This is a genomic window from Lentzea sp. NPDC058436, assembly GCF_042721515.1.
Lineage (GTDB): Bacteria > Actinomycetota > Actinomycetes > Mycobacteriales > Pseudonocardiaceae > Lentzea.
In genome coordinates this window covers 87,426-107,497 of the sequence record NZ_JBHXLF010000013.1, presented here as the reverse complement: position 1 = coordinate 107,497, position 20,072 = coordinate 87,426, and the positions used below count along the sequence as shown (strand labels likewise).

General features: G+C 69.4%; 27 protein-coding genes. 11 read left to right on the top strand and 16 right to left on the bottom strand.

All coding sequences use genetic code 11. The annotated features are described in order from the left end of the window. Positions 1-59 precede the first annotated feature (59 nt). The 3 genes from ACFWN2_RS33265 to ACFWN2_RS33255 all read right to left on the bottom strand — a co-directional run bounded on the left by ACFWN2_RS33265 (position 60) and on the right by ACFWN2_RS33255 (position 2,228). Complete coding sequence (locus ACFWN2_RS33265) at positions 60-872, bottom strand: SAM-dependent methyltransferase (RefSeq protein ID WP_382434224.1); 813 nt, start codon at positions 870-872, stop codon at positions 60-62. Positions 873-1,015: 143 nt separating this feature from the next. Then, complete coding sequence (locus ACFWN2_RS33260; protein WP_382434325.1) at positions 1,016-1,717, bottom strand: S1 family peptidase; 702 nt, start codon at positions 1,715-1,717, stop codon at positions 1,016-1,018. 91 nt (positions 1,718-1,808) lie between these two features. Continuing rightward, entirely contained in the window at positions 1,809-2,228 is a 420-nt protein-coding gene (locus ACFWN2_RS33255) for a hypothetical protein (protein WP_382434223.1), read from the bottom strand. Between the two features lie 252 nt (positions 2,229-2,480). Between ACFWN2_RS33255 and ACFWN2_RS33250 the strand changes: the two genes are divergently transcribed. Beyond that, complete coding sequence (locus ACFWN2_RS33250; protein WP_382434222.1) at positions 2,481-3,413, top strand: diacylglycerol/lipid kinase family protein; 933 nt, start codon at positions 2,481-2,483, stop codon at positions 3,411-3,413. Positions 3,414-3,658: 245 nt separating this feature from the next. After that, the gene (locus tag ACFWN2_RS33245; protein ID WP_015104912.1) at positions 3,659-3,913 is read left to right on the top strand and encodes a WhiB family transcriptional regulator; all 255 of its coding nucleotides are present in this window, start codon (positions 3,659-3,661) and stop codon (positions 3,911-3,913) included. Positions 3,914-4,076: 163 nt separating this feature from the next. On the opposite strand, the gene ACFWN2_RS33240 is transcribed toward ACFWN2_RS33245, so the two are convergent. Continuing rightward, positions 4,077-5,555: a histidine kinase N-terminal domain-containing protein gene (locus tag ACFWN2_RS33240; RefSeq protein WP_382434323.1), complete on the bottom strand. Its 1,479-nt coding sequence runs from the start codon at positions 5,553-5,555 to the stop codon at positions 4,077-4,079. 54 nt (positions 5,556-5,609) lie between these two features. On the opposite strand from ACFWN2_RS33240, the gene ACFWN2_RS33235 reads away from it, so the two are divergent. Continuing rightward, complete coding sequence (locus ACFWN2_RS33235; RefSeq protein WP_369809028.1) at positions 5,610-5,684, top strand: 50S ribosomal protein bL37; 75 nt, start codon at positions 5,610-5,612, stop codon at positions 5,682-5,684. Between the two features lie 62 nt (positions 5,685-5,746). Here the strand turns inward: ACFWN2_RS33235 and rsrA are convergent, their stop codons facing one another. Together rsrA and ACFWN2_RS33225 are read right to left on the bottom strand one after the other, a co-directional pair. Further along, positions 5,747-6,007: a mycothiol system anti-sigma-R factor gene (gene rsrA / locus ACFWN2_RS33230; RefSeq protein ID WP_382434221.1), complete on the bottom strand. Its 261-nt coding sequence runs from the start codon at positions 6,005-6,007 to the stop codon at positions 5,747-5,749. Beyond that, positions 6,004-6,669, bottom strand: coding sequence for a sigma-70 family RNA polymerase sigma factor (locus ACFWN2_RS33225; protein WP_382434220.1), 666 nt, complete (start codon positions 6,667-6,669; stop codon positions 6,004-6,006). Before ACFWN2_RS33225 ends, rsrA begins: the two co-directional genes overlap by 4 nt. 50 nt (positions 6,670-6,719) lie before the next feature. Between ACFWN2_RS33225 and ybaK the strand changes: the two genes are divergently transcribed. Then, positions 6,720-7,196 (top strand): Cys-tRNA(Pro) deacylase, encoded by a 477-nt coding sequence (gene ybaK, locus ACFWN2_RS33220; RefSeq protein WP_382434218.1) that lies wholly within the window; start codon positions 6,720-6,722, stop codon positions 7,194-7,196. Here the strand turns inward: ybaK and ACFWN2_RS33215 are convergent. The 4 genes from ACFWN2_RS33215 to ACFWN2_RS33200 form a co-directional block, all read right to left on the bottom strand. After that, on the bottom strand, positions 7,193-7,681 hold the full coding sequence (locus ACFWN2_RS33215; protein ID WP_382434217.1) for a hypothetical protein: 489 nt from the start codon (positions 7,679-7,681) through the stop codon (positions 7,193-7,195). The two genes, ybaK and ACFWN2_RS33215, sit on opposite strands and share 4 nt — an antisense overlap. A gap of 87 nt (positions 7,682-7,768) precedes the next feature. Then, a complete protein-coding gene (locus tag ACFWN2_RS33210; protein ID WP_382434216.1) occupies positions 7,769-8,311 on the bottom strand; it encodes a DinB family protein in 543 nt (180 codons plus the stop codon). 42 nt (positions 8,312-8,353) lie between these two features. Beyond that, the gene (locus ACFWN2_RS33205; RefSeq protein WP_382434215.1) at positions 8,354-8,965 is read right to left on the bottom strand and encodes an alpha/beta family hydrolase; all 612 of its coding nucleotides are present in this window, start codon (positions 8,963-8,965) and stop codon (positions 8,354-8,356) included. Further along, a complete protein-coding gene (locus ACFWN2_RS33200; protein WP_382434213.1) occupies positions 8,962-9,651 on the bottom strand; it encodes an SOS response-associated peptidase in 690 nt (229 codons plus the stop codon). Before ACFWN2_RS33200 ends, ACFWN2_RS33205 begins: the two co-directional genes overlap by 4 nt. Before the next feature lie 85 nt (positions 9,652-9,736). Between ACFWN2_RS33200 and aroA the strand changes: the two genes are divergently transcribed. Genes aroA through ACFWN2_RS33185 form a run of 3 tightly spaced genes read left to right on the top strand, consistent with a single transcriptional unit; the run spans position 9,737 to position 12,467 of the window. Then, on the top strand, positions 9,737-11,005 hold the full coding sequence (aroA, locus tag ACFWN2_RS33195) for a 3-phosphoshikimate 1-carboxyvinyltransferase (RefSeq protein WP_382434212.1): 1,269 nt from the start codon (positions 9,737-9,739) through the stop codon (positions 11,003-11,005). Between the two features lie 2 nt (positions 11,006-11,007). After that, the gene (gene rsgA / locus ACFWN2_RS33190) at positions 11,008-12,006 is read left to right on the top strand and encodes a ribosome small subunit-dependent GTPase A (RefSeq protein WP_382434210.1); all 999 of its coding nucleotides are present in this window, start codon (positions 11,008-11,010) and stop codon (positions 12,004-12,006) included. 2 nt (positions 12,007-12,008) lie between these two features. Continuing rightward, positions 12,009-12,467, top strand: coding sequence for a hypothetical protein (locus ACFWN2_RS33185; protein WP_382434208.1), 459 nt, complete (start codon positions 12,009-12,011; stop codon positions 12,465-12,467). Here ACFWN2_RS33185 and pruA read toward each other — a convergent pair. Continuing rightward, positions 12,464-14,092, bottom strand: a complete 1,629-nt coding sequence (pruA, locus tag ACFWN2_RS33180; RefSeq protein ID WP_382434206.1) for an L-glutamate gamma-semialdehyde dehydrogenase — start codon at positions 14,090-14,092, stop codon at positions 12,464-12,466. The genes ACFWN2_RS33185 and pruA overlap by 4 nt on opposite strands. Positions 14,093-14,128: 36 nt before the next feature. Between pruA and ACFWN2_RS33175 the strand changes: the two genes are divergently transcribed. Next, positions 14,129-14,515 (top strand): VOC family protein, encoded by a 387-nt coding sequence (locus tag ACFWN2_RS33175; RefSeq protein ID WP_382434205.1) that lies wholly within the window; start codon positions 14,129-14,131, stop codon positions 14,513-14,515. Continuing rightward, on the top strand, positions 14,512-15,342 hold the full coding sequence (locus ACFWN2_RS33170; RefSeq protein ID WP_382434203.1) for a GNAT family N-acetyltransferase: 831 nt from the start codon (positions 14,512-14,514) through the stop codon (positions 15,340-15,342). Before ACFWN2_RS33175 ends, ACFWN2_RS33170 begins: the two co-directional genes overlap by 4 nt. Here ACFWN2_RS33170 and ACFWN2_RS33165 read toward each other — a convergent pair. Genes ACFWN2_RS33165 through ACFWN2_RS33155 form a run of 3 tightly spaced genes read right to left on the bottom strand, consistent with a single transcriptional unit; the run spans position 15,339 to position 17,894 of the window. Beyond that, positions 15,339-15,830, bottom strand: a complete 492-nt coding sequence (locus ACFWN2_RS33165; protein WP_382434202.1) for a DUF6912 family protein — start codon at positions 15,828-15,830, stop codon at positions 15,339-15,341. The two genes, ACFWN2_RS33170 and ACFWN2_RS33165, sit on opposite strands and share 4 nt — an antisense overlap. Further along, positions 15,827-17,218 carry a wax ester/triacylglycerol synthase family O-acyltransferase gene (locus ACFWN2_RS33160; RefSeq protein ID WP_382434200.1) on the bottom strand — a complete coding sequence of 464 codons (1,392 nt, stop codon included), beginning with the start codon at positions 17,216-17,218 and terminating at the stop codon, positions 15,827-15,829. Before ACFWN2_RS33160 ends, ACFWN2_RS33165 begins: the two co-directional genes overlap by 4 nt. A gap of 10 nt (positions 17,219-17,228) precedes the next feature. Next, on the bottom strand, positions 17,229-17,894 hold the full coding sequence (locus ACFWN2_RS33155) for a phosphotransferase (protein WP_382434198.1): 666 nt from the start codon (positions 17,892-17,894) through the stop codon (positions 17,229-17,231). 105 nt (positions 17,895-17,999) lie between these two features. On the opposite strand from ACFWN2_RS33155, the gene ACFWN2_RS33150 reads away from it, so the two are divergent. Then, the gene (locus ACFWN2_RS33150; RefSeq protein WP_382434196.1) at positions 18,000-18,749 is read left to right on the top strand and encodes a TrmH family RNA methyltransferase; all 750 of its coding nucleotides are present in this window, start codon (positions 18,000-18,002) and stop codon (positions 18,747-18,749) included. Here ACFWN2_RS33150 and ACFWN2_RS33145 read toward each other — a convergent pair. Both ACFWN2_RS33145 and ACFWN2_RS33140 read right to left on the bottom strand, forming a co-directional pair. Continuing rightward, a complete protein-coding gene (locus ACFWN2_RS33145; RefSeq protein WP_382434195.1) occupies positions 18,746-19,045 on the bottom strand; it encodes a hypothetical protein in 300 nt (99 codons plus the stop codon). The genes ACFWN2_RS33150 and ACFWN2_RS33145 overlap by 4 nt on opposite strands. Positions 19,046-19,130: 85 nt before the next feature. Next, positions 19,131-19,541, bottom strand: coding sequence for an HAD-IA family hydrolase (locus ACFWN2_RS33140; protein ID WP_382434193.1), 411 nt, complete (start codon positions 19,539-19,541; stop codon positions 19,131-19,133). Positions 19,542-19,608: 67 nt separating this feature from the next. Here ACFWN2_RS33140 and ACFWN2_RS33135 point away from each other — a divergent pair, with 67 nt between their 5' ends. Then, a complete protein-coding gene (locus tag ACFWN2_RS33135; RefSeq protein WP_382434191.1) occupies positions 19,609-20,019 on the top strand; it encodes an Rv3235 family protein in 411 nt (136 codons plus the stop codon). Positions 20,020-20,072: the final 53 nt, after the last annotated feature.

Below are 20,072 nucleotides of genomic sequence, written 5' to 3'. Positions count from 1 at the left end.
GGCCGGGTCTGGAGCCACCCCTGTTGCTCCGGGCCCGGCCTTCGCCGTTGCTTGAGGACTCAGACCATCCCGACAGCGCCGTAGGTGGACGCGTCGGCGGCGGCGGACGCGCCCGGGAGCTCCCCGTCAGCACGCCAGTGGGCCGCGAGCACCAGTCCGGGCTCCAGCAGCTTCAGCCCGCAGAGGAAGTCCTCGACGTCCTGCTTGGACCGGGGCACGAGGTCGAGGCCCATGTCGTCCGCGAGGCCGACCAGCTCGTCGACGAGCTCCGGCTCCATGTCCTTCGTGAGATGCGTCAACGCCACAATGCTGCCCTCGGACAACGCGGCCCGATAGCGCGCAACGACGCCCGCGGGCTCGTCGGTGACGTACGGCAGGACGCCGACCATCAGCACGGCGGTCGGTTGCGTGAAGTCGAGGAGGCGACGGGTCTCCGGGTGCCTCAGCACCGCGCCGACGTCGCCGATGTCGGACTGCACGATGGCGGCGTTGAGGTTGTCGCGCAGCATCGTGCGGGCGTGGGCGACGGTCACCGGGTCGCGGTCGACGTAGACGACGTTGCACGACGGGTCTAGCGACTGGGCGACCTCGTGGACGTTGCCGGCGGTCGGGATGCCGCTGCCCAGGTCGAGGAACTGCCGGATGCCGTGCTCCTCGACGCACAGGCGCACCACGCGGCGGGAGAACGACCTGATCATCCGCGCTATCTCGGCGACGGGGTACTTCCTGATGCTCTCCTCGGCGACCTCGCGGTCAACCGCGAAGTTGTGCGCCCCGCCGAGGTAGTAGTCGAACAGGCGAGCCAGATTTGGGCGTTCGGAATCGCCGTTTGTCGTCACCCGCTTCGGGCCGTCCTGCACTGCGCACCTCACCCTGCTCCCGAGCGGCGCGAACGCTGGGGGCACGGTAACCGGCTACTCCGTTCGTGTCCATCCACCATTAGTGAACACGCAGGGTGATGGCCCCCGGCCGGAGCCGAGGGCCATCGCAGGGTTACCGCTGGTCAAGCTGTGTGTCAGACGCCCGCGTACTGGCGGATCCAGGTGCGGTAGGCGCCGACGTGGGTGTAGTTGGACCGGGTCGCGCGGTCCGACGTCGAGGCGACGCCGACCTGCTTGCCGTTGGAGAACATCGGGCCACCCGAGTCGCCACCGGCGGCGATGCCGTCGACGCGCGTGACGGCGACCGCGCGGCCACCGCGGTAGTCACTGCCGTTGACCGACGTGACGCGGGTGTTCGCGACCTTCAGGTAGCGCGACTGGCAGTTGATCTCCGGCTGGTTGGTGCACGTGGCACCCCAGCCGTAGAGCTGCACGGTGCCGCCGTTGGCCACGTCGGACGTCGTGCCGAGCGGGGAGAACGGACCGGACAGCGTCGTCGAGACACGCGCCAGCGCCAGGTCGGCGGACGGGTGCTTGATGATCTGGTTGGCCGTGACGAGCTGGCCACCCGACGTCTGGTCCAGGCTGCCCGCGCGGAACGTGTACGTGCCGCTGCCTGCGACGCAGTGCTCAGCGGTCAGGATCCACTGAGGTGCGATCTTCGTGGCGGAGCAGTTCTCCCGCCCGTTGAAGAACAGGCGGGCGGCGTACGGGAAGTTCTGGGCATAGCTGCCGCCGATGATCATCGGCTGCATGTCCGGGTTCTCCGGAGCCGCCGTGGCGGTAACAGGGGCGAAGGAAAGCGCCGCCAGGAAGGCGCCCGCGATCGCGGTCATGACACGCATGGTTGGTCACCTCGTGAGTGCAGGGAGTGGTTAAGCAACCACGCACAGCTTCACTCCTTCGTGTGAGGCTGACCACCCTCCGTTAGTCGGCTTTGTCGACTTCCGATTCGTCATCGAAGCCCATCGCCCACTTGCGGCCCTCGTTCGTGAACAGCAGGACGAGCACGACGACGCAGTAGATGCCGCCCAGCGAGCCGAGCAGCTGCTGCTCCGACGGCCCGTACGCGTACCAGGCGCAGCCGAGCAGCAGGAGCTGCGTGACGATCACGGGCGTGCGCGCGCCGTGGTGGCCGCGGAACAACAGGACGGTCGCGAGGAGCGCCCCGCCGAACCAGAGCACGAGCACACCGGCGGCACCGAGGATCGGGCCCGCGGGCGTCGCCCCGCCGATCACCCGGATGACGAGCGCGCCTGCCAGCGCGATCCCGCCCAGACCCTGCACGAAGGCGAGCGCGGACGCGATGCGCACCGGGCGCGGTGGCGCCTGGGTCTGAGTGGTCACGGAAGGCCTTCCCTCACGTTCTGTACCTGGTCACGGATCGTATGCCACCCGGTTGGAGGGCTCTGGAAGCACGCCCCGCGCGGGAAGATCAAGGGGCCTTCAGCGAGCCGGCGGTCGTCCGGGGTGCACTCGGCTGCGAGGTGGGACGCGGTGCGACAGAAGGGAGATTTGCGCCACTTTCGTGAGGCTGAGGCCACCCTGAGGGAGGACATGCGAACCGCGAACGGTCACGCATTGTCCTACTCTCAAGTAGTGCGCGCTCTTCTCGTGGTGAACCCGCAGGCGACTACAACAACGCCGGCGGGCCGTGACGTTCTCGCGCACGCACTGGCCAGCGACGTGAAGCTGGAGGTCATCGAGACCTCCTACCGCGGCCATGCCGCGGACGCCGCCCACGGTGCGGCCGAGGACGGGTTCGACCTGGTCATCGCCCACGGCGGCGACGGCACGGTCAACGAGGTGGTCAACGGCGTGCTGCGCGCCGGCCCCCGCCCCGACAAGCCGATGCTGGGCGTGGTGCCCGGCGGTTCGGCCAACGTCTTCGCGGGCGCGCTCGGCATCCCGCGCGACCCCGTCGAGGCCACGCACGTCCTGCTCCAGGCGATCGAGCACGGCACCAAGCGCCGCATCGGGCTCGGGCAGGTCTTCGCGGACGTCATCTCGGACGGCCGCTGGTTCACCTTCAACGCCGGCATGGGTCTCGACGCCGACGTCGTGGCGGGCGTGGAGCACAAACGCGCCAAGGGCCGCAACGCGAGCCCCGCTCTTTATCTGAGCGTCGCGCTCAAGGCGTACTCACGACTCGTGCGCAAGCCGCAGCACTTCACCGTCGAGGTGCCGGACGAGACGTTCGACGACGTCGGCATGGTGTTCGTGTCGAACACGGACCCGTGGACGTACTTCGGCGACAGGGCGATCCAGCTCAATCCGAGCACGTCGTTCGACGGCGGCCTCGGCCTGAGTGCGCTGAGGACTTTGCGGGTACCCACCGTCGGGCGCTACATCGCCCAGGTCCTCGCGACGGGGAATCCGAAGAGCGCGAAACTCGTTCGGCGTGATGACGTGGGTTATGTCAGAGTGAAGTGCGAGGAGCCTGCGAACCTCCAGGTCGACGGAGATTTCCTCGGCACGACCACCGCGGTGGAGTTCAGGGCGGTTCCCGACGCGCTGACTGTTGCCCTGTAAGGAACTTGACACTACGTTACCGGTTCGTGACCGTCTCGGTACCCAGCCGGGATGTACTGCAGTCGAGTGACAGCAGAGCGTGAAACCCCAGGTGAACGCTGTCGATCTTTTGGGTGAGTTCACTCACCGGGTCAGTGCTTACCCCTTGACATCCCCGCCGTTCGTGAAAGCATTCACAAGCACCCCAAAAACGACCGCTGACAACCGGCGTGCCCTTGTGCGCGCCTAGCTGAGGAGTAGTTCCAATGGACTGGCGCCACCGCGCGATCTGCCGCGACGAGGACCCCGAGCTGTTCTTCCCCGTTGGGAACAGTGGTCCCGCGCTGCTTCAGATCGCCGAGGCGAAGACCGTCTGCCGTCGTTGTCCCGTCGTCTCCGACTGCCTCGCGTGGGCGCTCGAGAGCGGCCAGGACGCCGGCGTCTGGGGCGGGATGAGCGAAGACGAGCGCCGCGCTCTCAAGCGCCGCAACGCTCGCACGCGCGCCCGCAGCAACGCCTGAGCAGGCAGTTCGCCTCTAAAAGCGAAGCAGTACAGCTCTAGAACTTCATAAAGGAGAAGCCCGACACCGTGCCAGGTGTCGGGCTTCTTCTTTTGTTTGCACACCCTCCCGCATGACCACGTGAGACCGCTGAGGCTGATCGTCACGTGTGCACGGCGTTAGTTTAGCGCCGCCCTCTGAGCGGCACGCGCAGGACCGCCTCAGTACCGCCTCGGGGCCGTCGCCGCAAGCTCAAGGAGCCTCTCAATTCGGAATCGACGAGGGTCCGAACGATCTGCAGACCCAGTCGATCGGTGCGTTCGAGGGAGAAACCCTGCGGAAGGCCCTTGCCGTCGTCGGTGATCGTCACGTCGAGCCACTTCGCCGAGCGCTCCGAGTGCACGACGACCTCCCCGCGCTGGCCAGGAGCGTAGGCGTGCTCGAAGGCGTTCTGCACGAGCTCGGTCAGCACCATCACCAGCGGGGTGGCGATCTCGGCCGGCACGATGCCGAAGCCGCCCTCGCGGCGCACGCTCACCTGGGTCTCGGTGACCGCCACGTCGCTCATCATCGGGATGACCTTGTCGACCACGTCGTCGAGGTCGACGCGCTCGTCGACCGACATCGACAGGGTCTCGTGGACGAGTGCGATGGAAGTCACACGGCGCACGGACTCGGCGAGCGCCTCCTTCGCCTCCGGGTTGCTCAACCTGCGGCTTTGCAGCCTCAGCAGGGCCGCGACGGTCTGCAGGTTGTTCTTCACCCGGTGGTGGATCTCGCGGATCGTGGCGTCCTTGGACATCAACGCACGGTCACGACGGCGCACTTCGGTGACGTCGCGGCACAGCACGATGGCGCCCGCGGCCTGCCCTCGTGGCCGAAGGGGCAAGGAACGGAACAGCACGGCGGCGCCACGGCGTGACTCGGCCTCCATGCGCATCGACGGCTGGCCGTCCAGGGCCTGCCGGATGCGCTGGGCGACCTCGGTGGCGTCGAACGGGTCGCCGATCAGGCTGCGCGTCAACGGCGCCAAGTGCACGCCGACGAGGTCCGAGGCGTGCCCCATGCGGTGGTAGGCCGACAGCGCGTTCGGCGACGCGAACACCACGGCGCCGGACGGGTCGAGCCTGATCAGGCCGTCGCCGACGCGTGGACTGGTGTGCACGTCCGGCGAGGGTTCGGGCGCGGGGAACGTGCCGTCCGCGATCATCTGGCACAAATCCGCGGCGCTGCCGAGGTACGAGATCTCCAACGGCGACGGCACGCGCGGCACGGCCAGGTTCGTGCTGCGGCTCAGCACCGCGATGACCTGCGTGCCCAGCCGAACGGGGATGGTCTCGCGCCGGACCGGCACGCCGAGGTGCCAGCGAGGGTCCTCCTCGCGGCAGATCCGCGACTCGTCCATCGCCCGGCGCAGCTGCGGGTGCTCGTCGGAGTCGACCTCGCTGCCGACGACGTCCTCGGGGTGGGCCGTCGGCGCCGTCGTGGGACGGGCCTGGGCGACGCAGAGGAACTTCTCGTCCTCCAGCGGGACCCACATGACGAAGTCCGCGAACGACAGGTCCGAGAGGAGCTGCCACTCGGCGACGACCAGCTGGAGGTGGTCGACCGCGGCTCCGGAGAGCTTGGTGTGCTCGGCCAGAAGGTCCGTGAGCGTGCTCAGAACTCCTCCATGAGAAACTGGACGATGAAGCAGTTCTGATCCTAGGAGACACCCATGTCGAAGCGTGCTCGCAAGCGCCGCGACCGCAAAAAGGGCGGCGCCAACCGAGGCAAGCGCCCCAACGCCTGAGTGCTGCGAAAGGCCCTGGACACCACCACGGTGACCAGGGCCTTTTGTCTTGCCGGAGTGAGTTACTCCTCGGTGCGGATCGTGACGATCGTCGCGCGGATGCGCGCTTTCAGGTCCGCGGGGGCGTAATCCCCACCACACTTGCGGGCGAGCAGCGCCTTGAGGTGCTCCTCCAGCCCGAACTGCTCCAGGCACGGGTGGCACTCGTCGAGGTGCGTCTGCAGCGCCGCGCGCCGGCCCGTGTCGCATTCCTGGTCCAGGAACAGCCAGACCTCGCTCAGCACCTCTGAGCAGTCGGTGTCGTGGGGTTCGCCGCAGTTCATGACGCGTCTCCGTTGCTGCCTCGGAGGAACCCGCGGTCGCGGGCGACGTCCGCCAGCATGTCGCGGAGCTGGCGACGGCCGCGGTGCAGGCGGGACATCACCGTACCGATCGGGGTGCCCATGATGTCTGCGATCTCCTTGTACGCGAAGCCTTCGACATCGGCGAGGTAGACCGCGATCCGGAACTCCTCCGGCAACCGCTGCAATGCTTCCTTGACGTCGCTGTCGGGCAGGTTGTCGAGTGCCTCGACCTCGGCGCTGCGCAGCCCGGACGAGGTGTGGCTCTCCGCCTGCGCCAGCTGCCAGTCCGTGATCTCTTCGGTCGGCTGCTGGATCGGCTGGCGCTGCTTCTTGCGGTAGCCGTTGATGTAGGTGTTCGTCAGGATCCGGTAGAGCCACGCCTTGAGGTTCGTGCCCTCGGAGAAGGACGCGAACGCCGAGTAGGCCTTCAGGAACGTCTCCTGCACCAGGTCCTCGGCGTCAGCCGGGTTGCGCGTCATGCGCAGCGCCGCCGAGTACAGCTGGTCGAGCATGGGCATGGCGTCGCGCTCGAACCGCGCAGCGCGCTCCGCCGTCGTTTCTGTCGTGCCGGTGGCGGGCACCGCGCTCCCTTCCCACAGGTTCTGGGTCGGGACTGACTCTACGCGTGACCGCTCAAGCATGTTGGTTGCCACGTTCTGGGTAACAACGCACGGGCTGGTAGTAATTCCGCATGGCCGGACGTGGGACCCCCGCCACAGCGCTGCTGGACAAGCAGCGGGTGGCGCACACCTTGCACTCGTACGAGCACGACCCCCGCCACGAGTCGTACGGACTGGAGGCGGCGGAGGCGCTCGGACTGGTGCCGGAGCGCGTCTTCAAGACCCTCGTGGCCGAAGTGGACGGCAAGCTCGCGGTCGGCGTCGTGCCGGTGACAGCGCAGCTCGACCTCAAGGGTCTCGCGGCGGCGTTGAAGGGCAAGAAGGCGAAGATGGCCGTCGTGGCCGACGCCGAGCGCGCCACCGGGTACGTCGCGGGCGGGATCTCGCCGCTGGGGCAGAAGAAACGGCTGCCGGTCGTGGTCGACGAGTCCGCGCTGGGGTTCGACACGATGTTCTGCAGTGCCGGACGGCGCGGGCTCGAAGTGGAGATCGCGCCGTCCGAACTGGTGCGGCTCACCGGTGCCGTGGTGGCCTCGATCAGGTCCTAACCGACCGGAGCCGTCAGACTGCCGAACCGGACCACCGGGCTGAGGTTGGACGGCCACGCGACGGTGACCGAGTCACCGGGACCGTTCTCGCCGGGCAGGGTGAAGCGGACGGACGCGGGCGTCACCCGCGGACCGTGGATCTGCGAGGCGACGTAGACGGCGGCCTCGCGCCACTCGACGACCGGCACCTCGACGTAGTCGCCGTTCTGCATCTCCGGGTTGATGCCCAGGTCCTCGCCGTCGGCGTCGAGGAACCGCACGTCGCTCAGGCTGCCGCCGATCCGGCAGGACACCCCGTCCGCGGCGGCGAACAGGATCTGGTGCGCCTTGCTGGCGGGCGACGGCGACCGCATGTTGTGGGCGGTGATCACCAGGTCGTCGCCCGTGCACCAGGGCGTGTCGTCGGCGGACGCCACAGCGGGCACCACCGCGGACAGGAGGGCGGCGCCGGCCAGGCCGAGTGCGGTCTTGCGCAACGAGTTCACGTGTTCTCCCCTGAATACGTGTCGAAGGGAATTGCCCTTACGTATCCAAATGACGATCACGCTGAGCGTTAGGTTGCCTCCGGACCGTTATTCGCCGGTCTGCCCGTCGACGGCCTCGCGAAGCAGGTCCGCGTGGCCGTTGTGCCGGCTGTACTCCTCGATCATGTGCGTGAGGATCCAGCGCAGGTTCGGCACGCGGCCGTCCCGCCACGGCGCGCGCTTGGCCGGTTGGCCGAGGTCACCGGTCTCCAGCGCCTCCGCGACGGCCTTGCGGGCGCGTTCGACCTCGTCCTGCCAGAGCGCGACCAGGTCCTCGGCGGTGTGGTCGGCGGCCGAGTGCCAGTCCCAGTCGTAGTCGGCCTTCCAGTCGACGCTCTTCCACGGCTCCAGCGGCTCGCGGTCGTGCAGCACGGTGTGGAACCACTGCTGCTCGACGTACGCGAGGTGCTTCACCAGGCCGCCGAGGGTCATCTCGGACTTCGCGGTCTTCTGGGCGAGTTGCCCGGCGGTCAACCCGCCGATCTTCCACGCGAGGGTGGCGCGGTGGAACTCCAGGAACCCGTTGAGGGTCGCGAGTTCGTCGCCGTCCATCGGCGGTTCGGGCCTGCCCTGCTCATCGAGAACGGTCATGGGGCGGGACAGTAATGCCGAGACCCGCGCCGAGCAGGTGATTTAGTCGAGGGGCCGCAGCACGCGGTCCAGCCACTCGCCGACCGAACGGCCGACGTCCGCGACGGACGCCTTCAGCGAGTGGTCGCCCTTGAGCAGCACCACCTCGCGGTGGTTGGCGCGTCCCGGCTGGCCGAACGGGTCGTTCTCGCCCTGCACGACCAGCGTGGCGACCTCGACGCCGTCCAGCTCGGACATCCGCGACTTCTCCGGCTTGCCCGGCGGGTGCACGGGGAACGCGAGGCACAGCACCGCCACGGCCTGGCCCTCGACCGACGTCCGGCACGCCACGCGCGCGCCCGACGACCGGCCCCCGAACACCAGGGGCAGGCCGTCGAACCAGCGTTCGCCCAGGTCCTCGACCACGGACAGCCAGGCCGTGTCGAGCTGGTTCGCGGGCGCCGGGGCACGGCGGCCCGCGACGCGGTAGGGCTGTTCGACCAACGCCACGTGCACGCCGACGGAGTTGGCGGCGTGGCACGCGGCAACCAGGTCGGGAGCCTCGACGCCCCCACCGGCGCCGTGGCCGAGCAGCAGTGCGGCACGCGGTTCGTGGGCACAGTGCAGGGAGGCCCGCGCGGGGCCGTGCGGCGTGTCCACCAACAGCGTCGTCACGACAGCTCTGCGCGTTCGATCAGGGAGGGGTTGTTGTTCTTCACGCTGTTCACATCGGTCGACACCGGGCGCAGCTCAAGCGCCTCGACGATCGACATGTCCGGCGTCAGCAGTTCCGAGGGGTCGAGCGACGCCGGGTCGAGCCACGCCGACCAGCGGTCCTGGGGCAGCAGCAACGGCATGCGGTTGTGCACCTCGGTCAACGCGCCCATGGACTCCGTGGTGAGCACAGCGCACGTGACGGTCGGAACGTCGTCCTTCCACCACACGGACCACAGGCCCGCCATCGCGAGCGATGTGTCGTCCCCGAGCGTCATGAAGTACGGCTGCTTGCGCCCCTCGGACGGCTGCCACTCGTACCAGCCGGCGGCGGGGATGATGCAGCGCCGCTTGGTCGCCGACTGCTTGTAGGCGGGCTTGCTCAGCACGGTCTCGGCCCGCGCGTTGATCATCTTGGCCGCGCCGGACAGGTCCTTGGCCCAGTGCGGGACGAGACCCCAGCGCATGACGCGGATGCTGCGTTCCAGCTCCTCGTCCTCCGGTTTGCGCTCGACCACGGCCATGACGTGCTTGGTGGGAGCGATGTTGTAGTCCGCCCCCGGTGCCTCGTCGCCGGTCCCGTCCACCGCGTCGAACTCGGCCGCCAGCAGCGCCGGGTCCTTGGTGGAGGCGTACCTACCGCACAAAACCGATCACCTCCGAAGTTGCGATAATCCCACGTCCCTCACACCAGTGCGAACTGTCCCGGGACTGATGCGGGATCATCTGTGCATGACTCAGCACTGGTCAGCCCCCAGCGCGTCCGGCCCAGTCCACTCGACGGTGCCGGTGCCCGGCTCGAAGTCGATCACGAACCGCGTCCTGGTGCTCGCGGCACTGGCCGACGGCCCGTCCACGGTCCACGCTCCCCTGCGCAGCCGCGACACGGTGCTGATGACGGCCGCGCTGTCGTCGCTCGGCGTCGGCATCACCGATCGCGAGGACGGTGGCTGGGACGTCCTGCCCGGCCTGCTGCGCGGTCCCGCCGACGTCGACTGCGGTCTCGCCGGCACGGTCATGCGCTTCCTGCCGCCCGCCGCCGCGCTGGCCGAGGGCGAGATCCGGTTCGACGGCGACCCGCACGCCCGCGTGCGGCCGATGAGCACCGTGCTGGGTGCGTTGCGGTCGCTGGGCGTGGAGGTCGACGGCGACGCGCTGCCGTTCACGTTGCACGGCACGGGATCGGTGCCCGGTGGTGAGGTGACGATCGACGCGTCGGGCTCGTCGCAGTTCGTCTCCGGCCTGCTGCTGTCCGCCGCGCGGTTCGACAAGGGCGTGACCATCCGGCACGCAGGCAAGCCAGTGCCCTCGTTGCCGCACATCGACATGACGGTCCAGACGCTGCGCTCGGTCGGCGTCCACGTCGACACGAGCGTGCCGGACGTGTGGCGGGTGGAGCCCGGCGTGATCGGCGCGCGGACGTGGCACGTGGAGCCCGACCTGTCGAACGCGACGGTGTTCCTCGCGGCGGCCGCGGTGACCGGCGGCGAGGTGACGGTCCCGCACTGGCCCTCCACGACCACCCAGCCCGGTGACGCGGTGCGCGGCATCCTGGAGCGCATGGGGTGTGAGGTCGAGGTGTCGGAGCGCGGGCTGACCGTGCGCGGGCCGGAGAAGCTGTCCGGTGTGGACATCGACCTGCGAGACGAGAGCGAGCTGACGCCGACCGTCGCCGCCCTGGCCGCGGTGGCGGAGGGACGCACGACCATTCGCGGTGTCGCGCACATCCGCGGCCACGAGACGGACCGGATCGCCGCGCTGGTCAACGAGATCAACGCGATCGGCGGCAACGCGTCCGAGACCGAAGACGGCCTGGTCATCGACCCCGTTCCGCTGCGCGGCGGGCCGTGGAAGGCCTACGCCGACCACCGGATGGCGACCGCGGGCGCGATCATCGGACTGGTCGTGCCGGGCGTCGAGGTCGACGACATCGGCAGCACCACCAAGACGATCCCCGACTTCCCTGGCATGTGGGACGCCATGCTCACCGGGGGCGCGTAGAAGTGAGCAAGCGGGACTGGCGCAAGCTCGACGAGTCCGACGTGCGCGTGCGCCCCGGCAAGGGCACGCGTCCGCGCAGCAAGAGACGGCCGGAACACGCCGACGCCGAGACCGCGATGGTCATCGGCGTCGACCGCGGCCGCTGGACGTGCGCGATGGAGTCCGGTGCCGTCGTCACGGCGATGCGTGCGCGCGAACTGGGCCGCACGCCCGTGGTGGTCGGCGACCAGGTCGGCATCGTCGGCGACACGTCGGGCCAGCCGGACACGCTGGCCCGCATCGTGCGCGTCGAGGAGCGGACGTCGGTGCTGCGCCGGACCGCGGACGACACCGACCCGTTCGAACGCGTCGTCGTCGCGAACGCCTCCCAGCTCATCATGGTCGTGGCGCTGGCGGACCCACCGCCGCGCACGGGTTTCATCGACCGGTGCCTGGTCGCCGCGTACGCCGGCGGCCTGGAACCGGTGCTGTGCCTGACGAAGTCGGACCTCGCCTCCCCGGACTCGTTGCTCGCGCTCTACACCGAGCTCGACGTGCCGGTGGTCGTGACGCGGTCCGACGAGGAGCCGGCCGAGCTGCGCACGCGCCTGACCGACACGGTGTCGTGCCTGATCGGCCACTCGGGCGTCGGCAAGTCCACGCTGGTCAACAAGCTCGTGCCGGACGCGAACCGCGCGGTGGGCGTCGTGTCCGGCGTCGGCAAGGGCCGGCACACCTCGACCCAGGCCGTGGCGCTGCGGCTGCCGGAGGGCGGCTGGGTCGTCGACACTCCGGGCATCCGCTCGTTCGGCCTGGCGCACATCACGCCGGACGACATCGTGAAGGCGTTCCCGGACTTCGCCGAGGCCGCCGAGGAGTGCCCGCCCGGCTGCGGCCACCTCGGTTCGCCCGAGGACCCCGGCTGCATGCTGGACGAGCTCGTGCCGGACGCCCCTGGCCGGTTGACGTCGTTGCGCAGGCTGCTGGCGTCGCGGGCAGGCATCGACGATTACGCTGACTGATCATGAGCGTGCGTTGGTTGCTGCCCCTGCTGGTCACTCTCGCCGCGTGTTCCCCCGCACCAGAGAAAACCGCGCCGGCCTTCGCCGACACCGATCCCTGCGCGCTGCTGCAGTCCGGTGACGCGGGCCAGCTCAACGGCACCCCGGCCAAGGGCGAGCGGACGTGCGACTACCCGTTCGGCGGGCTGACCGTGCGGTTGACGCTGCTGAGCGCGAAGTACGCGGACGAGTCGCAGAAGCTGCTCGCCGACGGCGGGTACGGCGGTGTGATCGGCGACCGGCCGTTGACGCGCAAGTGCGTCGACTCGTCGGGTGAGGTGACGTGCGACGCCGTCGTGGAGGCGCGGGACGGTGAGCTCATCGGGCTGACCGTTCTGCAGCGCAGCCACGACCTCAACGCGGTCGGTCAGGCCACGCAGGGGCTGGCGTCGAAGGCGCTGGAGCGGCTCCCGAAGCCCTAACCCATGTGCGGGTACCGGTGGTCCGCGGGCGGCACCAGGGTCTCCTTGATCGCCCGCGGGCTCGTCCACCGCTGCAGGTTGTAGATCGAGCCCGCCTTGTCGTTGGTGCCGGACCCGCGCGACCCGCCGAACGGCTGCTGCCCGACGACCGCGCCGGTCGGCTTGTCGTTGACGTAGAAGTTGCCCGCCGCGAACCGCAGTGCCCGATGCGCCTGCTGCACGGCCACGCGGTCGCGGGCGAACACAGCGCCTGTCAGCGCGTACGGCGTCGAGGTGTCGATGGTCTCCATCATCGTGGCGAAGTCCGCGTCCTCGTAGACGTGCACGGCGAGGATCGGACCGAAGTACTCGGTCGTGAAGATGTCGTGGTGCGGGTCGGTGCCGAGCAGCACCGTCGGGTCGACGAAGTAGCCCACCGAGTCGTCGCACGAGCCGCCGGCCAGCACCTCGACCGAAGTGGACGCCGAAGCCATCAGCAGCGCCTCCTCGTGCTTGGCGAACGCGCGGGCGTCGATCACGGCGCCGCCGAACACCGACAGGTCCGTGACATCGCCGTAGGACAACGACTTCGTGACGTCGAGCAGCTGGTCGCGGACCCCGCCCTCCCAGAGCGACCGTGCGATGTACGCGCGCGACGCCGCCGAGCACTTCTGGCCCTGGTACTCGAAAGCACCGCGCACCAGGCCCGTGACGAGCGCCTGCGGGTCGGCGGAAGCGTGTGCCAGCACGAAGTCCTTGCCGCCGGTCTCGCCGACGACGCGCGGGTAGGCGCGGTAGACGTCGAGGTTGTCGGCCATGGTCCGCCACAACGACTTGAACGTGCGGGTCGAGCCGGTGAAGTGCAGGCCCGCGAAGAACCTGTCCCGCAACGCGACCTGGCCCAGCGCCTGGCCGTCGCCGGTGACGAGGTTGATCACGCCCGGCGGCAGACCGGCCTCTTCGAGCAGTCGCATGGTGAAGTGCGCGGCGAGCTGCTGCGTCGGCGACGGCTTCCACAGCACCGCGTTGCCCATCAGGGCCGGTGCGAGCGGCAGGTTTCCCGCGATGGCGGTGAAGTTGAACGGCGTGATCGCCACGACGAACCCGTCGAGCGGCCGGTGGTCCGTCCTGTTCCACACGCCCGGTGACGAGATCGGCTGCTCTTCGAGGATCCGGCGGCCGAAGTGGACGTTGAAGCGCAGGAAGTCGATGAGCTCGCACGCCGCGTCGATCTCGGCCTGCTGCACGGACTTCGACTGGCCGAGGATCGTGGCGGCGTTCAGGGTGTCGCGCCACGGGCCGGCGAGCAGGTCGGCCGCCCGCAGCAGCACCGCGGCGCGTTCGTCGAACGGCAGCTCCTGCCAGCCCGGCGCGGCGTGCTGGGCGGCGCGCATCGCGTCGGCGACGTCGGAGGTGCTCGCTTGCGCCGTCACGCCGAGGACGTGCTTGTGGTCGTGGGGCTGCACCACGTTGATGCGGTCGCCACCGCCCATGCGCTGCTGACCGCCGATGGTCATCGTCAACTCGTGGGAGGTGCCTTCGAGTTCGGCGATGCGTGTCTGCAGACTCGCCCGTTCGGCGCTGCCGGGTGCGTAGGTGCGCACGGGCTCGTTGACCGGTTCGGGTGCAGACGTGACTGCGTCCATTCCCCCATCGTGGCACGCGGTAGTAGGGTCCGTCGGGTGGCGCGGGTGACTGGCATCGGCGGGGTTTTCCTGCGTTCAAGGGATCCTGTGCGTCTGGCGGCCTGGTACCGCGAGAACCTGGGCGTGCCGATGAGCGAGAAGGGCACCGTCACCTTCCACTGGCTGGACACGGCGACGAACGAGTACCCCGGCACGACGACGATGGCGTTGTTCGCGCAGGACACGGAGTACATCGGCGAACCCGACCAGCGCACCATGCTGAACCTGCGGGTGGACGACCTGGTGACGCTGATGGCGAAGCTCAGGGCGCGCGGCGTCGAGGTGCTGCCGGAGACCGAGGACTCGGAGTTCGGGCTGTTCGGGTGGTGCGTCGACCCCGAGGGCAACCGGATCGAGCTGTGGGAGCCCGCGGAAGGAATGTGACGGTGTTCGACGAGGCCGTGCGCGCGCTGCGGGAGTGGCAGCACGACGACCAGCCGTTCCAGCTCCACCCGGGAGATCTGGGCTGGTACCGGCGTTTCGGCGCCAAGGCGACCGACGAGGCCGTCCGGATCTGGCGCGCTGACGGGCGGATAGTCGCCGTCGGGCTGCTGGACGGCGCCGACCTGCTGCGGTTCACGATCGCGCCGGACGCCCGTCAGGACGACGAGCTGGCGTTGAGGCTGGCCGACGACATCGGCACGCCCGAACGCGGGGTCCTGCCCGCCGGGACCGTCTACGTGGAATCCCCGCGCGGCACGCGGTTCCAGGAGTTGATGTTCGAGCGCGGCTGGTTGTCCGACGTGCCGTGGACGCCGTTGCGCCGTGATCTCGGCTCAGCCGTGGAGGACCCCGGTGTGCACGTCGAGGTCATCGGCCACGACAAGGCCGATGTGCACGCCTCCGTGATCAGGGCGTCGTTCGAGAAGTCGACGTTCACCGAGGAGCGCTGGCACGCGATGGCGGTCGGCTCTCCGTACAGCGACGCCCGCAGCCTGGTCGCCTTCGACCGGGGTGACGCGGTGGCGGCGATCACGGTGTGGTCGGCGGGCCCCGGCAGGCCAGGGCTGATCGAACCGATGGGTGTGCACCGCGACCACCGGGGCAGGGGGTTCGGCAAGGCGATCACCGTCGCCGCGGCGGCCGCGTTGCGCGACCTCGGCTCGTCGAGCGCGCTCGTCTGCACGCCCAGCTCGAACACCGGCGCCGTCGCCACCTACCGGGCAGCGGGGTTCACCGCGCTGCCCGAGGTGCACGACCAGCGCCGTTAGAGCAGCTCCAGCACGAACGGCAGCTCCTGCGCCGCGTACCAGGCCAGTTCGTGGTCCTCGGCGCTGCCCAGCGCGAACTCCGCGTCCGGGTCGCCGAGGTCGGCGGCGTCGATGACGTCGGCGGCCGCGCGCACGTCCTGCTCGGCCTCCGCCGTGTCGAGGTGCACGGAGGCGACGTCCTTCAGCGTGAACGAGCCGCCGACCTTCACGACCGAGAAGTCGAGCTCCGGCCGCAGCGTCACGTCGTCCATGTCCACCGCGAGCACCGCACGCCGCGGCTCCGCCTTCTCGTCCGCCGCCAGCAACCGCAGGGAAGCCCGTGCGGCGTCGAGCATCGCCGCGTACTCCAGCTCCTCCGTGTCGCCCGCCGCGTACGACTCGCGCAACGCCGGCGTCAGCGCGAAGGCCGTGCCGGTGACCGGGGCCAGTTCACCGCTCTCGACGAATTGGCGCAGCATCGGCACCGTCGCCGGGATGTAGACCCTCATGCGCTCGCCGTCCCCATCAGTTCCTCCACCGACTCCTCGACCATGGTCGCGAGAACGTCCACATCGGACATGGCGTCGCGATCGCCGTTCAACCCGAAGTACACACCGCCGTCGTACGACGTCACGCCGATGGCCAGCGCCTGGTTCCTGGCGAGCGGCACGACCGGGAAGATCTCGGTCATTCTCGCGCCCGCCGCGTACAGGGGCACCTGCGGGCCGGGAACGTTGGTGACGATCACGTTGAACAGCCGGCGGCTGAACGAGCTCGCGGCCCGCGCGCCCATCGCGTGCAGCGTAGGCGGGGCGAAGCCGGAGACCTTGACGAGCGCGTCGGCGGCGACGGACTGGCCGGACTCCAGGTGCGCGCGCATCGCGTGGCTCACGTGGTGCAGCCGCACGACCGGGTTCGGCTCACCGACCGGGAGGTCGACCAGGTAGGCGCTCACGTTGTTGCCGGAGTCCGGATCGGTCTCGCGCACGGACAACGGCGCCATCGCGCGGATCGTCGTGCTGCCGGTGACGTTCTCGCCGCGGCTGAGCAGCCAGTTGCGCAGGGCGCCGGACAGGGCCGCGAGCACCACGTCGTTGACCGTGCCGCCGTGCTGCTTGCGGATGGCGCGCAGGTCGTCGAGCTGGGCGCGCGCGACGGCGAACCGGCGCTGCGGCGAGGAGATGCGGACGTTCAGCGGCGTGCCGGGCGCGGGCGTCGCGGCCGTGCGGACGGCACTCGCGAGGACACCGAACGCGTTGACGACCTTCTCGACCGTGTTGACGGTGTCGAGGGCGGCGCTGCGGACGTTCTCCACGAGCTCGCCGGGGCGCTGCACTATGTCGGTGATCGCGTCGGTCACGAGCTGCAACGAGCTGGGCTCCGGCTGCGGCATCCAGAGGTTCTCGACGTTGGTGCGCGGCGTCGGCGACACGTCCAGCATGACCTGGCCGATCTCCAGCGACGCGATGCCGTCGACCATGGCCTGGTGGGTCTTGGTGATGACCGCCGTCTGGTTCTTCTCCAGGCCCTCGACCAGGTAGATCTCCCACAACGGGCGGGAGTGGTCGAGCGGGCGCGACATCAGGCGCGCGATGAGGTCGTGCAGCTGCGTCTCGTTGCCCGGCTTGGGCAGGGCGCTGCGGCGCACGTGGTAGGTGACGTCGAAGTCCGGGTCGTCGACCCACACGGGCCGTGCGATGCGGCCGGGAACGTGCACGACCTTCTGCCGGTAGCGCGGCACGAGGCTGAGGCGTTGCTCGATGAGGTCGACGAGCTTGTCGTAGTCGAATCCGGCCTTGGGCCTCTTGAACACGGCGACGCCGCCGACGTGCATCGGCGTCGTGGAGCCCTCCAGGTACAGGAACGAGGCGTCCAGCGCTGACAGTCGGTCCGGCATGCACCCCAGCCTAGTGCGATCGGCGGTCCATCAACTTCTGAAGCGCGGCACGTTCGCGCGGATCGCGGTCGTGGCGTTCCAGTCGGATGCGCGCGGCCTCCGGGATCGCGTCCTTCGCCTTCGGGTCCACGTTGGCCATGAACGACCGCAGGAACCGCCAGCGCGTGAGCTTCTTGACCGGCGCGAGGTGCGCGACGGCGAGCGAGACCCAGCTGAGCGCGACGTCGAGCCGGCGGTCGCCCTTGCCCGCGCTCGCCCAGTCCAGCACGACGGGACCTTCCGGGCCGAGCACGACGTTGCCGGGGTGCAGGTCGAGGTGCAGCAGGTTGCCCTCGCCGGACAGGAAGTCGGGCGCCGGGATGACGTCGAGGCGGTGGTGCAGGTCCGCGAGCTCCTCGCCGAGTCCGCCGGCGAGCCACGGCTTGCGACCGATCTCCTCGGACATCCGCGGGCCGGGCACGTACTGCATGACGAGCTCGTCCTCGGTGGCCTCGTGCACGCGCGGGACGGGAATGCCGTAACCGCTCAGGTACAACATCATCTCGGCCTCGCGCCGCAGGTCACGGCCGGTGCGCGTGCGTTTGACCAGCAAGCCGTCGGACCGGATGAACACGTCCGAGTCCTGACCGCTCGCGAGATGTTGACGTTGCGCGACGCTGCGCATACCTGCCGTCATGTGACGATCATCATCGATATGATCCGAAACACAAGGGCCGAACGGCTCTAGTGCGGCTCTTCACCCGTTTGAGCCCGGGGTGCGGGGCTCTGTCACCCTCTTCACGTGGAGATCTCGCCCAAGGACCGCTTCGTCACCGTCTACGGCCGCAAGCCAGTGCTGGAAGCGCTGGACGACCCGGCCCTCTCGGTCGACAAGGTGGTGCTCGCCGACACCGCGCGTGGTCCGGCGGCACGCGAGATCCTCGACGCCGCTCGTACGCGAGGGGTCCAGGTGCAGCGCGCCACCGCACAGCGCGTGAAGGTGCTGGCGGGCAACGGCAAGCAGGACCAGGGCGTGCTCGCCGACGTGGTCGCGCCGCGGATGAAGCCGCTGGCGCTGGCACTGGAGGAGGGCGGGCTGCGGTCCGTGCTGGTGCTGGACGGCATCACGACGCCCGCGAACGTCGGCATGATCCTGCGCACCGCGACCGCCGCGGGCATCGACGGCATCGTGGTGCCGCGCCGGGGCGTCGCGTCGATCGACCCGCTCGTGGTCAAGGCCTCCGCCGGAGTGGCTTTCCGAGCGCCAGTGCTGCGCTGCGGCACCTCGGCGGAGGCCTCGGCTTTGTTGCGCGCGTCGGGTTATCCCCTTTTCGCGCTGGATTCCCACGCGTCCGACACGATTTATTCCGCTTCATTTCCCCAGCGCGCTGCCTTCGTGCTGGGAAGCGAAACGACCGGAATCACCGACGACGTGCGTCCACACATCACGTCGTGGCTGTCGATTCCGATGGCGGCGGGCGTGGAATCCCTGAACGTGGCCTCAGCGGCGGCCGTGCTCTGCTTCGAGCTCGTGCGCCGCGCCCAGGCCTAGAGCCAGTCGACGTGGTACCCGTTGACACGCGGGTACCCGAGCAACGACGTGCACTCGGCGACCGACGGCTCGCCCCTGACCCGGCCGATCGTGCCGTACTGGTCCCAGACGCCCAGGCCGTTCGTGCAGTGCGCGACAGCCCGGAAGCGACCGGGCCTGCCGTCGTCGCAGAAGACCTCGACGGTGCGCCCGTCCCGCAGGTAGTCCTCGTAGCAACCGCGTTCTTGCGCTTGCGCGGGTGATGCAATTGCCGTGGCTGCAATGGCGACTGCAACACAAGCGACAATTCTTCGCATTTTCTCCCCTATGCAATCCGAAGGCCGACCAAATCGACGCTAGTGCGTTTCGGAATGCGGGGCAATGACGCTGCGGGGTGAACCCTCAATCGCGGAGCGCGATCGCTAGCAGGATCTCCAACTCCTCGAGGGTGGACCGTGTCGACCGATGGTGGACACCGACCATGCCCGCTTCGGCCGCGCCGTGGATGTTGACCGACAGATCGTCCACGAAGACGCACTCGCCCGGTTCGAGGCCGAGCTTGGTGGCCGTGAGCAGGTAGATGTCGACGTCCGGCTTCGCGAGCCCGACCTCGCCGGAGATGATCGTGACGTCGAACAGGCCGTCGAGCGCCCTCGGTGGTTGCCACCACCCGTCCGCATTGGACAGGAGCGCGGTCCTGAGGCCGTGTCCCTTCGCCTTGCGCAGCGCGGTGAGAAGCGGTGGTTCGGCGGGGTTGTCCTCGCCGGGATCGGTCAGCACGCCGCCGTAGTCGAGCACCAGAGCTTTCAGCACGCCTTGGACGGTACCCACTTTCGAGTGCTCGTTGTCCTGATCGGGCCGTTGGCGCGCCTGGTCAGGCATGCCCCCAGTAGTTCGTCGCCTGCCCGCCTACGAGCCGCCGGTCGGTTCCGCCGCCTTCGTCATCCCCCTGCCGCGGTCCCGGCCCGTGTGGACTCCCGTGCCGGAGCCGCCGTCGCCTCCGCTCGACGCCGCCCGGTTGCTCGGCTTCGTGCTGGAGGTGCTGGACGGACGACGTGCCGCCCGGTTGCTGCGGGAGGTGGCCGATCCCGGTCTGGCCGCCCGGCTGAGCGGGGCGGTCCGGTCCAGGAGCACGCGGATGGTCCGCCTCCCCAGGGTGTGCCATCCGTCCCGCTTCGTGGCGGAGGTCTCGGTGACGGTGCGGAGGGAGGGCCGGGTCCTGGCGGTGGCCGCTCGGGTGGAGCACAGGGAGGGGAGGTGGTGGTTCACCTCGTTCACGGTGCTGGAGTGAGGCACCCGCACAAAAGCGCGTGGGCCGCGCTCCCGGAGGAACGCGGCCCACGC

Bases quoted from the DNA above. Each gene is read 5' to 3' on its own strand.
- ybaK (WP_382434218.1), top strand. From the start codon at position 6,720: ATGGCCGGACGTGGGACCCCCGCCACAGCGCTGCTGGACAAGCAGCGG.
- ACFWN2_RS33245 (WP_015104912.1), top strand. From the start codon at position 3,659: ATGGACTGGCGCCACCGCGCGATCTGCCGCGACGAGGACCCCGAGCTG.
- aroA (WP_382434212.1), top strand. From the start codon at position 9,737: ATGACTCAGCACTGGTCAGCCCCCAGCGCGTCCGGCCCAGTCCACTCG.
- ACFWN2_RS33160 (WP_382434200.1), bottom strand. From the start codon at position 17,218: ATGCCGGACCGACTGTCAGCGCTGGACGCCTCGTTCCTGTACCTGGAG.
- ACFWN2_RS33155 (WP_382434198.1), bottom strand. From the start codon at position 17,894: ATGACGGCAGGTATGCGCAGCGTCGCGCAACGTCAACATCTCGCGAGC.
- ACFWN2_RS33225 (WP_382434220.1), bottom strand. From the start codon at position 6,669: ATGCTTGAGCGGTCACGCGTAGAGTCAGTCCCGACCCAGAACCTGTGG.
- pruA (WP_382434206.1), bottom strand. From the start codon at position 14,092: ATGGACGCAGTCACGTCTGCACCCGAACCGGTCAACGAGCCCGTGCGC.
- rsrA (WP_382434221.1), bottom strand. From the start codon at position 6,007: ATGAACTGCGGCGAACCCCACGACACCGACTGCTCAGAGGTGCTGAGC.
- ACFWN2_RS33135 (WP_382434191.1), top strand. From the start codon at position 19,609: ATGCCCCCAGTAGTTCGTCGCCTGCCCGCCTACGAGCCGCCGGTCGGT.
- ACFWN2_RS33145 (WP_382434195.1), bottom strand. From the start codon at position 19,045: ATGCGAAGAATTGTCGCTTGTGTTGCAGTCGCCATTGCAGCCACGGCA.
- ACFWN2_RS33260 (WP_382434325.1), bottom strand. From the start codon at position 1,717: ATGACCGCGATCGCGGGCGCCTTCCTGGCGGCGCTTTCCTTCGCCCCT.
- ACFWN2_RS33210 (WP_382434216.1), bottom strand. From the start codon at position 8,311: ATGACCGTTCTCGATGAGCAGGGCAGGCCCGAACCGCCGATGGACGGC.
- ACFWN2_RS33165 (WP_382434202.1), bottom strand. From the start codon at position 15,830: ATGAGGGTCTACATCCCGGCGACGGTGCCGATGCTGCGCCAATTCGTC.
- ACFWN2_RS33185 (WP_382434208.1), top strand. From the start codon at position 12,009: ATGAGCGTGCGTTGGTTGCTGCCCCTGCTGGTCACTCTCGCCGCGTGT.